This is a genomic window from Treponema sp. R80B11-R83G3 (assembly GCF_054786115.1).
Genome location: NZ_BDHF01000008.1, coordinates 15,766 through 30,251 on the forward strand (window position 1 = coordinate 15,766; position 14,486 = coordinate 30,251).

The following is a 14,486-nucleotide window of genomic DNA, read 5'->3' on the forward strand; positions in this document are numbered from 1 at the left end:
CGTATGGGGCTGTAAATAAACGCCGGCGGGCATTGTTAATATGCTCGGTAGTGAATATAATTATTATCATATTAATGGAGGTTAAATAAAATGGATGATTTTGATCAATTAAGATTATTAAAAAATGCTCTTAAAGACAAACCTTTTCTTCCATATTCAAAATTAAGCATAGAAGGTGTAGAATATCCAAAAGACCATAAAAACCTGTTGTCTCTCTTAAAACAAATAAAACAAAATCCAAATTGGGTTGATGAAATCAAAAACGCTTCTGAAGAAAATAAATATTTTTTCAATATGGTTGAACAAATTTATGATGACCCATATTTAATACTCAATATACCAAGAATATCAAAAAATATAGTTTTAAATCCTCCAATTTATCCGTCAATATTGGAATTTCATTTAGGTAATGCATGTCAATTTAACTGTAAGTTTTGTTTTTCAAGGGGTGAATTAAAAAAGAAAAATATGTATCCAAAATATGGTCAATACCAGCCCTTAGATAAATTTTCCATCATGCGTTGTATTAATGAAGTTAAAGAACTCGGTTGTAACAGGGTTTATTTTTCAGGCGGTCTTGAGATATTTAAATCAGATATTATTACAGATATTATAAGAGATATAGATAATGATATCAAGATATATGTATATACAAACGGAGAGGCAATCAAAGAAGAATACATGGATGTTTTACTTGCGAAACTTGAAAGAATTAGATTTTCATTACATGCGTTTAAGGGAGAAACATTCAAAAATGTTCAATGCCCCCTATATAACAGTGATACAGCAAAAAAAATGTTTGATACAGTAAAAGATAATATAAAAAAATTATTAATAAAAAGGAGTAATAAAAATAAAATCAAAATAGGGCTTTCTTTTTTATTAATGCCGGAAAACAAAGATGAAATCTTTCAATTTATAGAGTATTGGCAAGATCAAGGCATTGATTTTATTGACATTGCAAAAAATGTATTGGAAGACAGTAAATCAACAGAATCAATATTAGATGTAAATGAATGGGAATATTTGGTCAAAAACATTTCAGAGAAAAAATATAAAAATCATAATGGGGAAGAATTATTGGGGCCTAATAGATATAAAATACAAACAAAGATGAAAAAATCAAAGGTTTGTTACGCTTTTCTTAAAAAAATTGTTATTGACCCTTATGGTGATGTTTGGACATGCTGTTTACAGGCGCATCCGGGTTATCAAAGGCACAATTTATATTTGGGTAATATAAAGGAAGAATCAATTTTACATATAATTCAAAAATGGGAGCGAATATTTACACCAGGGGATAAAATGATTGAAATTGAACATTGTGCAGATTGTACCGATTGGGAATTTAACTTTAATGTTGTAATGTCAAAAATAATAGATGATCAAAAAAATGGTTTTGAAATATTTGACCATTATTTTTTACCTGATGATACTGAAAAGAGAACAATTGATAAAATAATTGCAAATAGTATTGGAATTAGTTCCAAAGACCCACGATTTTAGAAGTGCCGTACCGAGTATGGCAGCGCAATGGTAGCGTACCTATAAAAAATCAGGAGGAAATATGAGCAAAGCTTTAGTTGTTGGTATTGATGATTATCCTTCATTTCCTTTGCAGGGCTGTGTAAAGGACGCTAAGGCTGTCGCGGAACTTTTAGCTAGAAATACCGACGGTTCGCCAAATTTTGACGTGAAACTGGAAATATCGCCGTCTCTTAACAAGGGGAAACTGAAAGCAATCATATCGGCTTTCTTTGAGGCTGAGGATGCGGTTTCCCTGTTTTATTTTGCCGGTCATGGTTTTTTGAATGAATACGGTGGTTATATCGTAACGCCTGATTATGCCAATTATGATGAGGGAATCTCCATGTCCGAGATACTCGCTATCGTAAACAATTCAAAATCCCTTGATAAAATCGTAATTCTGGATTGCTGCCATTCCGGCGATATGGGTAGAAAGCCTGATATTTCCCCTGATACAGTCCATATCGGCAAAGGCGTCACCATTTTGACTTCATCGGGACCGCATGAGGCGGCAGCGGAAGTGAATGGTCACGGCGTTTTTACCAATCTGCTGCTGGCAGCCATGGACGGAGGTGCGGCTGATTTGCGGGGTAAAATAACACCGGGAAGCATTTACTCATATATTGATCTTGCTATGGGTTCGTTTGGACAACGCCCATCTTTTAAAAGCAATATTACCAAATTTGTTCCCCTGAGGACTGTGGAACCGCCTATTCCACAAGTAACACTCAGAAAATTAACTGAGTATTTTATTACGCCGGAAATGGAATTTCCACTTGATCCTTCCTACGAATACACTACAAAAGAGGCGATACCGGCGCATGTTGCCATTTTTCAGGATTTACAAAAATGCGAGCGAGTGGAGCTTGTGGTTCCGTTGGGCGAACAGTTTATGTATTATGCCGCGATTAATTCAAAGTCATGCAAACTTACCGCTCTGGGAAAGCATTATTGGCTTCTGGTAAAAAGGCAAAAAATATGAAGATGTTTTTGGTAAAATGCCTTATCATATTTCGCGCATTACGAAAGAACAACTACTTTCTGCTTGCAATTATGGTTGTTTTGGCAATCGTTACCTATCTACGAGGAAATATAAAGGTATTTCGGAATTGCCTGTTTTACAGTGTAATTTTAATGGCGCTCATGCTGGTTTTTTCAATTGCCTCTATGATACATAGGAAAAAACATCAGCGATTTAAAGTCTATTTGAGCTTTTCAGTACGCCGTATTCCATGGTTAACGCAGTATATTAGTGATTATCTTAAACATGCATTTTGGATTTTTAATATTGATTACTATGATTTCCGTGAGCATGAACAGTTTCACTTTTTAAATGAATTTGCCATATGCGCAGAGATTGATAAAAATCTTGCCGATTCAGATATTTTTCTTCGTTTTATCGACAAAGGACTTGAGCCGAATAAACCGCGCCTTGTAAGAGACCTATGGGAAGATATTAGATTTAACCCATTTACTCGCGAGTTGTCAAGTATTCCCGATTATGCAAAGTATGAAGTAGACATATCTTATGATAAATTCGGATTTACCAATCCTAACAATCGTTTCCAAATAGTTTCAACGGAAATCATGGTTTCTCCCATGGAACACATACAGACAATTTATATTGATACAGAAGATTCACATTCAGCATTAAATTTCACGCTTAAGGTAATTAACAAGCTTTCTCAAGGGAATCAGGAACAGCAGTATTGGAAACGCAGATATTTATTTTAGGAGGCACGCACCGTATCTGCTGCTTTTACGTGTTACGCAAGGGGATGGAGGACACAACATGCTCTCTCCTTCTTTGTGATCTTCTCTTCCTTAGTGTGAAATATTTTCGATAAAAATATTTCAGGAGGCTATAATTTAAATGAACATCAACCGCCGCAAAAAACACTCCAATTATTATCCCACACCCTTCACCGCTGCCGTTATCTGCTTTTTCTTCTTCTCGCTTTCCTCGCCGACTGCCTATGCGCAGGACTTTTACAATAATAGTGATTCCGGTAACAGCGCTCATTAGCGGCGGCGTGGTGTGGTGGATGAGCAGGTAATACTCTCCACACAAAGACATTGCGGCAGTTTGAAAAAATTGCTGCAACAGCGAACCGCTCTGCCGTGCGAATTAAAGCGTGAGAGGGCGGTTTTTTGTTTGGGAGGGTAGGGGATTAATTCGCTTCCATTTGAAAACGCTGTTTTATTTCATCTGTCGTTAATCCTGGATTTAGTAACCCAAGTAAATAATTATGGTTTTCTTCGCGAGCTTCCTTAAGCATACTTAGCTTGATGTTTTTCCTATCGTTTTGATAGTCAAGATGATTTACTAATTCATCACACAAACGATCGTATTCTACCTTGTCTTTTGTTATGTCTAATAAAATTTCCACCACCGCTCTCATAGCTTCTCTCGTCTTCATTGTATCTTCCCTCGACATTGCTGTACCCTCCATTTGATTAAATATCTCTCAACCGCTCTTTTATTTCTTCGACAGATAATCCCTGCTCAAAAAATTCAAGAATTTCTTTGTGACCCTTAACAAGACCTTCTTTAAGACCTTCTTTAAGACCTTCTTCACGTCCTTCCTTGATCCCACTTCGCTTGGCGTTTACCATGTGACTTTGATAGTCAAGCTGGCTTTTTATCAGTGTGCTCATACGCGCGTATTCCACCTCATCTTGCGTTATATTCGATAAAATTTCCGTCGCCATCGCTATACCTTCCTCTCGATTAATTATATCGTTAATTTTATCCCGTTTCCCCTCATCTGTCAAATATTGAAAATATACCGCCCATTGTTCCGCAGTTGCCATTTCTTCAACAGGCTTGTCGGCTATCGGTTTTGTCTTTACAAGTTCGACAGTGATTATTCTGGTCTTACCGCCAAGCAAGACGCGAGTTTTGGGATCATAGTAAAGAAAATTATGTATTAATTCTTCGTCCGGGAAAAACTTGTATTTCGCCAAAATAGTAATTTTATACGTCTTTGAATACATGGTCATACCGGATGTCCAAGATACGCTCCCCGTCCCCGAAAGGGAAGGGCCCCATTCGTAAATAGCAGGATTTTTATTTTTTTTCTCACGACTTCCCTAAATCTTGCGCTCTCGCCTTACTCGGTTATTAGTGGTAAGTTCAAATCCCTCTTCGTTCGCTCCTTGTTCGTGTGGTTCGTGGTAAAATTCTTCCTTCCCCTTCCCCCAATTGACATTTTTCCCCTCTTTCATTACATTTATCTCAGGCGCCGTACCCAAGCGGTAAGGGAGCGGTCTGCAAAACCGTTATGCATCGGTTCGATTCCGATCGGCGCCTATTCATTATGAATAATTCGCACTCATACTATTTAATTTTGGGAATTTCTCTTTTCGTTCTATTGATTCTATCCATGTTTTTTTCCGCGTCCGAAATGGCTTATTCGGCGTTAAACCGCATTAAACTTAAAAATCTCGCTGTTAAAAGCAAAAGGGCGCGGCTTGCGTTAAAACTGCTCGAGGCTTATGACAAAATACTTTCTACGGTGTTAATCGGCAATAATATCGTAAATATCACCGCGTCCGCGCTTGCTACGGCTTTTTTCATCGGGGTGTTTGGAGAGGCAAAAGGGGTGAGCATTGCCACTGTAATTATGACTATTTTTGTGCTGGTTTTTGGCGACATTTCCCCCAAAACTCTGGCAAAGGAAACGCCCGAATTAACCGCCCTTAGGAACGCTCCGCTTTTGCGGTTTTTTGTTTTTATTTTAACGCCGTTAAACGCGCTTGCCGGGTTATGGAAAATATTTCTTTTAAAAGTTTTTCCTGTAAAAATGAATCGTTCAACTACGGAAGACGAGTTATTAACGTATGTGGAAGAGGTAAGACAGGAAGGGGTTATTAATGTTCAAGAAGAACAGATGATCCGTCAGGTTATAGAATTTGACGACTTGGAAGTTTCTGATATTTTTACTCCGCGCATCGATGTTGAGGCGGTGTCTATTACTTCCACCGTAGAGGAAATTGACAACAAATTTATCGAAACGGGGTTTTCGCGGATTCCTGTTTTTCGGGATACAATCGATAACATAAAAGGAATTATTATAATAAAGGATTTTTATCACCAGGTTATGAAGGGGCAAAAAACGCCGGCGGAAATTATTAAGCCCGTTGTTTATATTGCAAAGACAATTAAAGTCGGGAAACTTTTAAAAACAATGCAGAAAAAACAGGCTTACATGGCGGTAGTAGTTGACGAGTATGGCGGCACCTTAGGAATTGTCACAATAGAAGATATTGTAGAAGAACTGGTTGGCGAGATTTGGGATGAGCATGATGAAGTGGTGGAGATTGTTAAAAAAGAAAGCAACGGCAGTTATACTGTACTGGGCGGCGTAAGCTTTAAAGATATGCTGGAGGCAATTGCCGGATCATGGGGAGAAATAGAAATACCCGACACGACAATCGCAAATTGGATTATGGAAAATCTTGGAAGATTGCCTCAAATTAACGAAATTCTTACATGGCAAAATTTGACAATAAAGGTAATAAAGGTTATAAAACAAAGAGTAATGGAAGTAAATGTTACTGTAGCGTTTGAAAAAAAAGAAAATAATTCTTAAAAGGAGAAAGGTTATGAAAAACAGAGGGTACTTTTTACTGGTTGTCTTTTTATTGACAGGTGTTCTGTACGCCGCGCCTATAAGAGAAGGTTCCAATATCGGCAGAAGCGGGGAACTTGTTCTTCTTCACACTAACGATTTTCACGGCGCGTTGATGGCAAGCGACGGACGCCCTGTCATCGCGGAAATGGCGACTGTTGTTAATGTGGTAAAAACCGTTAATCATCAGGTTCTACTTGTTGACGCGGGGGATTTTAACACGGGCAGCGCCCTTTCCAATATGTTCGATGCCGAGCCGGTTATTCGCGCATATAATATGATGGGATATGACGCGATGACTTTTGGCAATCATGAGTTTGACGGCAGTTTGGAAAAACTTAACAGGCAAATCGGCCTTGCGGATTTTTCATTTGTTTCATCCAATATAAAAAAACAGGATGGTTCATATCTTGGCGACAACAGGTATCTTGTAAAGCAATACAATAACTTTTCAGTAGGCATATTCGGCATTACAACTTTGCGCACGCTCACTATTGCGAGTCCCGATAAATCCCTTGTGTTTGTCAATGAAATTGATGCCGCCCGCGATGTTGTTGATTTTCTGCGTAACACTGAAAAAGTCGATATTGTTATCGGATTAGTCCACATGGGCGACGTGAAAGAAGCCGAAGATCACATAACGTCTGTTGATCTTGCGGCGGCGGTTGAAGGAATAGACATTTTAGTGGACGGTCATTCACATTCTTTTTTTGAAATGCCAAAAAGAGCGGGGGACACATGGATAGTAACCGCTAATGAAATGGGAAAATACATGGGTTTTGGAAAGATTATCGTGCGGAACGGAAAGCTTGACAGTTTTGAATGGGTATCAATAGCCGTAAGACCGGATAATGACATTATTGAAATGCTTAAGCCTTATATCGAAAAAGCCGGAACCAGTTTAAAAGCGGTAATAGGAGAAGCTTCTGATACCTTTATATTAGGAAATCGCCTAACGCGGTATCAGGAGACGGCGATTGGCAACATGATTGCAGACGCAAACGTCTGGTACTTGCGAAATGTAAACAAACAGCAAGTTGATTTCGCGTTTCATAATGGCGGAAATATTCGCGCCGAAATTAAAAAAGGACCGATAACGCAGGAGGATGTTTTAACGGTGCTTCCCTTTGAAAACTACCTTTATGTAGTTTCAATGACCGGCTCGCAAGTAATAAAATTGTTTGACTTTATAGCGACAATTCCGCAGGGGAACGGGGGATTTCCGCAAGTTTCAGGCGATGTGCGCTTTACAATTGACAAAACTTCAGACAAAGGCGTGATAAAAGATCTTACTATCGGCGGTAAACCTGTTGATACTAACCGCATATACCGTATTTGTACCAATGATTATGTGCTTGGCGGCGGAGACGGTTATACGCCAATGTTAGCCGCTACGGATCGTTTAAACACTTCTACTTTACTTTCGTATGTAGTGACGGAGTACATCAAAGCAAACAAGACAATAAAACCCGTAACCGACGGAAGGATGACAATTTTAGGCGGAGTAAAGTAGAACATAAAAAAACCTCGATTAAGTTTTTAGCAAATTGTAGTGCCGGTAAAATCTTCGCCATTAAGAATTTTTTTTAAGTTGTCAAGATTTTTGCCGGCGGCGCAAATAACTTTTAAGCCGATCTTCTCCGCGTGGCGGCTGGCAACCGGATCAAACGGAACATTTTTTCCGGGAACCCATTCATCGCCGACCATTGAACGAAAATCGGCCCATGTTATTTTATCAATAGGGCGCGCGTTTGGATCGGTCTTTGGATCCGCCGTGTAAACTTTTTCTATATTTGAAAGGTTTATCAGCATTTTGGCGCCGAAACGTTCAGCTAACAGTACCGCATCGTAATCCGTTGAAAACCCCGGTTTCCAGCCGGCGGCTACAAGCACATGCCCTGTCAGCGGATCAACTTCGCGCGGGTTTGTTACCACTTCCTGAGCGCACCACTCGCCCATAACCGCTTTTATTAATTGCGCGTTTAGTCTTGTAGCCATAATCCCTATCCAGTCCGCTTCTTCGTCCTTTACGCCGCCCGCTGAAATTTCCCGATAAGCGTTCTGCCAAATCCGCGCCGGTCCGCCGCCGCCCACGACAAAAATAAAGCGCCTGTTAGAATCCGCTTCTATAAATGAGCGAATAACGCCTGTAAAGTTTTTTAAAAACTCCACATCAACCTCTTTCGGCGCGACAATCGACCCGCCCAATGAAATTACTGTTACCATATTAACCCCTTAGCGAATGTAGACTCCGCTAATTATTATGTCTCCCCAAAGGCTGGAATACGATTCAAGCCCCCCTTCGGATTCTTCCCAAACATTTTGCAATGAGTATGACTGTGGACGCGAAACAAGCCTGCCCTTGCTTTCAATCTGCGAAAGGACAGGCTCTCCTCTGGAGAACGTTATGCGCTGGTTGTCCATGTTGCCAAAGTAGAAATTTGCCAAATCACGGCCGGTTAATGTTTCATCATCGGAGCGCGGGTTTGCGCCGTCTGTCAGATGAACGGCTCCGGCGCCCATTGCGGGATCAACCGGCAGCCAGCCAAAACCGTCTATCCAGAATTCAGCCCAGTAATGGCGGAATGTCTGTCCGCTTTGATTAATTAGAACGCCGGCTACAGGAATACACGGAACGCCTGCGGCGCGGGCCATTGCGGTGTAAAGCAGGGCGGTTGCGTATGGATCGCTTTGTCTCAGTTCCAACGCCTCAGTAAGATTGGAGTAAAACGCGGAGTCTGAAATCTGCATATAGTAAATTATCCATTCATATATTGCTTTTGCTTTTAAATACGGGTTTTGTTCCCTGCCCACGATTGAATTAACCGCCGCCCTGATTTTCTGGTTATCGCTTGGAATTAAGCTTGTGCTTTGAGTGTGCGTCTTGAAAAGCGCCGTTGCTTCCTGTTTGATGGAAGAAGGCTTTATTCCCGTTTCTACGGCGTATACTTCGACCCTGTAAGAAAGGTTGACAGATTGATTTGCCCCCGTTCCAAGACTGTCCAGTTTATAAAGGCTGATACCCTTGTGATTCTCCATAAAAGGTTCAATGTTACGTGAAACAAGAATGACATTTCTTTGAGAAGGGGAGATAATAGGCTTTGGTATCCACAGATACAGAGTATTCGGTTTTGTGGCTTCAGTAACCCTGATGTCAACTGAGTATGTTATTGTGTAACTGCGTTTATCTTTTATGGTTTTAACGCCGGTTTTTCCGTTTACGTCAAAGAAAACACTGCGCGATTTACCGTGAGGCGTCCTTATTTCAAAATTTCCGCTAACGGCACCGTCAGGCAGACGCACCCGTATTTCGCGCGCGCTCCAGTATTCATAACCCATTTCAGTTTCTGAAACCTCGATAAATTCCGGCTCTCTTACCGCAAAGGGATTATACGCTCCTGCCTCATAATCCCATGAAAAGAAAACTCCCGCGCCGGAGTCAAACGAGTTTTCCCGTGATATGCCAAAATTATTTCCAATAATTGTTATGAGAGTCCCCGGCGCGCCAACCTGCGGCGTGACGGAGGTAATCTTTGGTTCAAGCCCCAATTCTTCGCCGTCAACAGGCCGAGGTACTGAAGCTGAATTGGAAAAAAGCACGCCGTTGCTCTTTTTCCCTTTCGCGCGCACATAGACCAGTCCCGATTCGCCTAATTCGGGAACTTTTAAAATTATTAAATTGTCCTGCCATAAATAGTACGATGAGTTTGTCGGCGAGATACCCGCAATAGTAACATAAGATTCATCGCGTGACGCGCCAAAATTATTTCCCGTAAGCGTGATAATCTCTCCCATTCTGCCGAATTTCGGTTCGATAGAATTTATAACCGGAGGTTTTGCGTCGCATGAAGCAAGAAGCGCAAAAAACACAGGCAAAAGAATAAAAAGTTGTTTGTATAGGTATGCGGTAAAATATTTTGTATTACTTGTCATTTTCTGTAACGGATGTTTCTTTATATGGGTTTACCGTCAGTTTTATTTCTATAGATGAGTTTAACTGAGGCGACGCGCCAAGCGGGAAGAAATAAATAGGTTCGTTAAATTCCATGGGAATTGTTTGAATCGACGTATAATAACTTACGCCTTTTTCCGAATCCTTAATCCAAATTTGCCCCTGGGCTACCAATACGTTGCCATTACGGCGGATGAACGGGGTAAATTGTACCGCTACTATAATATTTGAACCAACAAGACGAATGCCCACAGGAGTTCCCGGTATGGTTATTTTTTGATGGGAATCATTCCATATAACTTCTTCGTTTTCCAGAGCTGTTGCGTTAATGTCCAAAACCAACGCCTGCCTTCTGAATTCCGGCATCATTCTGGAACCTACCGGCTGAGACTGCGCCTCAATACAGACGCTTGTCGCAAAAACAAATAAAGCGCTTAAAAAAGAAAGACGGCGTATCATTTTACGGATGTCTCCTTGAATAATCAGCGGCTCTGATTATCGCAGGTTCGCCGGATCTGGAAAAATTCTTGCTTTCAGGCAGTTTTAAAATTATGATTTCCGAACCGTCAGCGCCTAAATATTGAAGAACGCCGTTTAAATCTGTCGCAGACGGTATAATTCCCGGGATTTCTTCTTCAGCCGCAAGAATGAAGTTTGATCTTTCATCGGGGTTTGCCTTTTTGCCGGCAAATCCGTTATTCAAAATTTGTCCTCCTCGTGAGAAAAATATTATAATCAGCGCGATTATAATTGCCGCCGCCGCTGCCGCCGGCAGAGGGATAGAGATCCTGCGCTGCCATACTCTTGGGTACTGCGTAAAGCGCCGTTTTTCTTCTAGTCTGCGCCAAATTTTTTCTTTGGATTTCAGCAGTTCTTCTTGACTTGTTTTTTGTGCGGAAGGGTCTTGGTTGATTAATTCGCGAAGCTGTTTAAAATTTTCAACTTTTCTTCTGCAAGTTGGACATTCCTTTAAATGGGAATCCATTTTTTCATCCCAAGGTGACGGAAGCTCGCCATCGACATAAATTGATAGAAGCTGTGGATCAGGACACATTTTTACCGCCTTGTAAATCAATATTCGGTTGTATAGAGTCTACAAGCAGGCTGCCAGCAAGCAGGCTGGTCAGCCGTTCTCTGGCTCTAAACACCCGTACTTTAACATTTCCTTCGCTAATTCCTAGCACTTTGCCAATTTCCTTATAATTCATATCAGCATATTCTTTTAATATCAAAACCATACGCAAATTATCCGGCAGTTTTTCTAGGGCGCTTTTAACTTCTTCACTTGTCTCTTTTTTTACAAGTATGCCCTCTCCGGTTTCCTCCCGCCTGTGGTCTTCACGAAAGGCGCGTTGATACACAATTCGTTCTTTAGCCTTTCTTTTTGCATAATTTAACGCCGCGTTTTTAACTACGCGAATCAGCCAGTATTTTGCCTCTTCCTTGTTTGGAAAAACCATGTTTCTTTCATATAAACGGAAGAAACTATCCTGGCAAAGGTCTTCCGCCGCTTCCCAGTCATTGGTTATACGGTAAGCAATCCTCAACAAAACTTGAAACGTTGAATCATAAAGGCGCTGGAATTCAACTGTTGAATTCCACCCCATAGACTCGCCTTCACTTCGAGGAGCATCTGTACGAACATGGTTTGCGTCATTTTCTATTTGTCCCTCTTCTATTACCTTAAACAATTTTTTTCCTCTTTTGTTACATTCATTGAGTACGCCATACTGTCCCCGCAGGTCCGTCTTCCAGAATTATACCCCGATTTTTAAGGTTTTGCCTGATATTATCCGCCGTTGCAAAGTCTTTTGCCTTTTTCGCTTCCGCTCTTTTTAAAATAAGCTCCTCAATTTCCCGTGAAAACGCGTCATTTTCGCCTTTTTCAGCGGTTTTTACAGCGTCCTGCAACCCAAGCCCCAGAACCTTGTCCATTTCAAAAACAGCAGAAAGCGTTTCAGATTCCACCGCCCCTTCTTTCAACAGCCCCCACAATTCCGCAAGAGCGCGAGGGGTATTTAAGTCGTCCTCAATGGCTTTGTTGAAATCTTCTATATAAATCGATGTTTTTTCCGTATCTGTGGCTGTCGGCGTACCGCGTTTTGCAACAAAAGAGCGAACTTTGTCCACCAGCGATTTGCGGGCGTTTTTCGCGCCTTCCAAACTTTCCATGGAAAACTGAAGCTGGCTGCGGTAGTGTCCGCCAAGCAGAAAATAACGGTAATCCAACGGATCAAAGCCTTCGTCTACAAGAGTTTGCAAAGTAAGAAAACCGCCCTTCGATTTAGACATTTTCCCGTCTTTAAGGACAAGAAATTCATTGTGCAACCAGTATTTTACCCACGGTTTTTTCCCCGTGGCGGCCTCACTCTGTGCGATTTCATTTGTGTGATGAATTGGGATATGATCGATTCCTCCCGCGTGAATATCGAAATTTTCGCCCAAATACTTCATGCTCATCGCCGAACATTCAATATGCCAGCCGGGATAACCGCGCCCCCAAGGACTATCCCACACTAATGCCTGATTCTCAAATTTGCTCTTTGTAAACCAAAGTACAAAATCGCCCGCATTACGCTTGTTTTCATCCTGTTCTATCCGCGCCCCTGCTTTAAGATCGTCCATTCGCAAAAGCGCGAGTTCCCCGTAAGAAGGAAATTTTGAAATATCAAAATAAAGATTGCCCCCCGCGAAATAAGTAAAACCGTTTTTTTCTATCCGTTGAATAAGCGCGATCATTTCGCCGATATGCTCCGTTGCCTTGCAAACAACCGTGGGGCACGTAATATTCATTCTGTCGGTATCGTTAAAAAACGCCTTTGTGTAAAAATCCGCTATTTCAAGAACGCTTTTGCCGCGCTCTTCCGCGCTTTTTACCATTTTATCTTCGCCGTCGTCCGCGTCATCTGAAAGGTGGCCGACATCGGTAATATTCATTACATGGTTTACGTCAAAACCGGCTCTGCGAAGGGAGCGGACTAAAATGTCATGAAGCACATAAGCGCGTAAATTGCCGATATGAGCGTAGTTATAAACCGTCGGACCGCAGCCGTAAAAGCCGACTTTTCCCTCTTGTAGAGGCTTAAAGGCTTGTTTTTCACGGCCAAGCGTGTTGTAAAAAGTGAATGACATATTAGCAGAGTAGGGGAAAAAAGAGAAAAAATCAACTGGATAAAGCTATCATTCACGACTCACGGCGAATTGACAGCATAAATAATTAAAAGTAAAATATGAATATAATAATATTAAAGCATTTTATGGCATATATTATTATATAAGGAGGATTTATGTATAAAAAACGCTTATTTTATTTTTATCTCGTATTTCAGATTGTTTTATTTTTGGCCACTTCTTGCACTTCTATAGGCAATATATTCAACAAGGAAATGTCATTGGATGATGCTATAAGGACGGTGGCAAGAAACATTGAGAGTAATGTAGAACAAGGGGAGAAAATCGCCTTACTCAACTTCAATTCGCCATCGGAACAGTTTTCTGAATATGTGCTTGAAGAACTGTCAAGTCAATTAGTTCGGGGAAAAAGACTTATTGTATTAGATCGCAAAGAACTGGATTTGATTCGGAAAGAAGAGCAATTTCAAATGTCCGGCGAAGTAAGCGATGAATCCGCTCAAGCAATAGGAAGAAAACTTGGCGCTCAGGTAATTGCATCCGGTTCGTTAAGCGCGGTAGGGAATGCGTACCGTTTTCGCGTTAAGGTGCTTGCTGTAGAGAGCGCCGCTATTGTGGCAGCTCCTTCGGTAGAAATAAGAGCCGATGAAAAAAAGGTAGTGTTCTTACTAGGTGAAAAAGAAGTTTCTCAGGCCAATGCAGGTTCCGGGCAAACGTCCGCCAAAGCGTCTTCAGCAAGCATCTCTTATAAAATAGGGGCTCGCGGTCCTGGCGGAGGCATCGTCTTCTACGACAAGGGGACATTTTCAGACGGTTGGCAGTATTTGGAAGCGGCTCCCGCCGAAACTGAATTTTCCGCTCAATGGAGGAGTAAGTGGGATTATACGGATTGGGGATATTTGAAGGATGAGATAGGTTTTGGCAAAAAAAACACAGAGTATATAGTACAGAACATCAATGACAGTCAAGCTGCTGCTCAGTTATGCGCAAAAATGAATTTTAACGGATTTAAAGACTGGTTTTTACCGAGCGTTAAAGAACTGGATTTGATATATAAAAATCTAAAAGAGAAAGGCTTAGGCAGCTTTAGCGATAAATGGTACTGGTCTTTATCGGTTGATGATAAGGGTTATCGTATGCAGTATCTGAGGTTCAATGATGGCCGTCAGAGTTCCAGTGAAGTGACCAATTCTCTTTCTGTTCGCGCCATCCGGGCTTTTTAATTTGCGTAAAGAGGGATA

15 protein-coding genes and 1 tRNA gene are annotated in these 14,486 nt (G+C 41.1%); 7 read left to right on the top strand and 9 right to left on the bottom strand.

Features of this window, described 5'->3' with window-relative positions:
- Positions 1–90 precede the first annotated feature (90 nt).
- The 3 genes from ACYVRH_RS02140 to ACYVRH_RS02150 all read left to right on the top strand — a co-directional run bounded on the left by ACYVRH_RS02140 (position 91) and on the right by ACYVRH_RS02150 (position 3,261).
- Complete coding sequence (locus ACYVRH_RS02140; protein WP_461255281.1) at positions 91–1,506, top strand: radical SAM protein; 1,416 nt, start codon at positions 91–93, stop codon at positions 1,504–1,506.
- A 61-nt stretch (positions 1,507–1,567) separates the two neighbouring features.
- On the top strand, positions 1,568–2,509 hold the full coding sequence (locus ACYVRH_RS02145; protein WP_461255282.1) for a caspase family protein: 942 nt from the start codon (positions 1,568–1,570) through the stop codon (positions 2,507–2,509).
- Entirely contained in the window at positions 2,506–3,261 is a 756-nt protein-coding gene (locus tag ACYVRH_RS02150; RefSeq protein WP_461255283.1) for a hypothetical protein, read from the top strand. Before ACYVRH_RS02145 ends, ACYVRH_RS02150 begins: the two co-directional genes overlap by 4 nt.
- A gap of 25 nt (positions 3,262–3,286) precedes the next feature.
- Here the strand turns inward: ACYVRH_RS02150 and ACYVRH_RS02155 are convergent, their stop codons facing one another.
- The 3 genes from ACYVRH_RS02155 to ACYVRH_RS02165 form a co-directional block, all read right to left on the bottom strand.
- A complete protein-coding gene (locus ACYVRH_RS02155) occupies positions 3,287–3,631 on the bottom strand; it encodes a hypothetical protein (protein WP_461255284.1) in 345 nt (114 codons plus the stop codon).
- A gap of 67 nt (positions 3,632–3,698) precedes the next feature.
- The gene (locus tag ACYVRH_RS02160; protein ID WP_461255285.1) at positions 3,699–3,947 is read right to left on the bottom strand and encodes a hypothetical protein; all 249 of its coding nucleotides are present in this window, start codon (positions 3,945–3,947) and stop codon (positions 3,699–3,701) included.
- A gap of 37 nt (positions 3,948–3,984) precedes the next feature.
- The gene (locus tag ACYVRH_RS02165) at positions 3,985–4,530 is read right to left on the bottom strand and encodes a PD-(D/E)XK nuclease family transposase (RefSeq protein WP_461255286.1); all 546 of its coding nucleotides are present in this window, start codon (positions 4,528–4,530) and stop codon (positions 3,985–3,987) included.
- A 238-nt stretch (positions 4,531–4,768) separates the two neighbouring features.
- Here ACYVRH_RS02165 and ACYVRH_RS02170 point away from each other — a divergent pair.
- The 3 genes from ACYVRH_RS02170 to ACYVRH_RS02180 all read left to right on the top strand — a co-directional run bounded on the left by ACYVRH_RS02170 (position 4,769) and on the right by ACYVRH_RS02180 (position 7,674).
- Positions 4,769–4,840: transfer RNA gene (locus tag ACYVRH_RS02170), tRNA-Cys, on the top strand.
- A gap of 7 nt (positions 4,841–4,847) precedes the next feature.
- On the top strand, positions 4,848–6,122 hold the full coding sequence (locus ACYVRH_RS02175) for a CNNM domain-containing protein (protein WP_461255287.1): 1,275 nt from the start codon (positions 4,848–4,850) through the stop codon (positions 6,120–6,122).
- Between the two features lie 13 nt (positions 6,123–6,135).
- Entirely contained in the window at positions 6,136–7,674 is a 1,539-nt protein-coding gene (locus tag ACYVRH_RS02180; protein ID WP_461255288.1) for a bifunctional metallophosphatase/5'-nucleotidase, read from the top strand.
- Positions 7,675–7,700: 26 nt separating this feature from the next.
- Here the strand turns inward: ACYVRH_RS02180 and pyrH are convergent, their stop codons facing one another.
- From pyrH to cysS, 6 genes are all read right to left on the bottom strand, one after another.
- Entirely contained in the window at positions 7,701–8,387 is a 687-nt protein-coding gene (gene pyrH, locus ACYVRH_RS02185) for a UMP kinase (RefSeq protein ID WP_461255289.1), read from the bottom strand.
- A 9-nt stretch (positions 8,388–8,396) separates the two neighbouring features.
- The gene (locus ACYVRH_RS02190; RefSeq protein ID WP_461255290.1) at positions 8,397–10,094 is read right to left on the bottom strand and encodes an IPT/TIG domain-containing protein; all 1,698 of its coding nucleotides are present in this window, start codon (positions 10,092–10,094) and stop codon (positions 8,397–8,399) included.
- Positions 10,084–10,572, bottom strand: a complete 489-nt coding sequence (locus ACYVRH_RS02195; RefSeq protein ID WP_461255291.1) for a hypothetical protein — start codon at positions 10,570–10,572, stop codon at positions 10,084–10,086. The genes ACYVRH_RS02190 and ACYVRH_RS02195 overlap by 11 nt, the downstream gene beginning before the upstream one ends.
- A gap of 1 nt (position 10,573) precedes the next feature.
- Positions 10,574–11,167, bottom strand: a complete 594-nt coding sequence (locus tag ACYVRH_RS02200) for an anti-sigma factor family protein (RefSeq protein ID WP_461255292.1) — start codon at positions 11,165–11,167, stop codon at positions 10,574–10,576.
- Positions 11,157–11,720 (bottom strand): RNA polymerase sigma factor, encoded by a 564-nt coding sequence (locus ACYVRH_RS02205; protein ID WP_461255313.1) that lies wholly within the window; start codon positions 11,718–11,720, stop codon positions 11,157–11,159. The genes ACYVRH_RS02200 and ACYVRH_RS02205 overlap by 11 nt, the downstream gene beginning before the upstream one ends.
- A gap of 106 nt (positions 11,721–11,826) precedes the next feature.
- Positions 11,827–13,245 (bottom strand): cysteine--tRNA ligase, encoded by a 1,419-nt coding sequence (cysS, locus tag ACYVRH_RS02210; protein ID WP_461255293.1) that lies wholly within the window; start codon positions 13,243–13,245, stop codon positions 11,827–11,829.
- 260 nt (positions 13,246–13,505) lie between these two features.
- Between cysS and ACYVRH_RS02215 the strand changes: the two genes are divergently transcribed.
- Positions 13,506–14,468 carry an Lcl domain-containing protein gene (locus tag ACYVRH_RS02215; protein WP_461255294.1) on the top strand — a complete coding sequence of 321 codons (963 nt, stop codon included), beginning with the start codon at positions 13,506–13,508 and terminating at the stop codon, positions 14,466–14,468.
- Positions 14,469–14,486 lie beyond the last annotated feature (18 nt).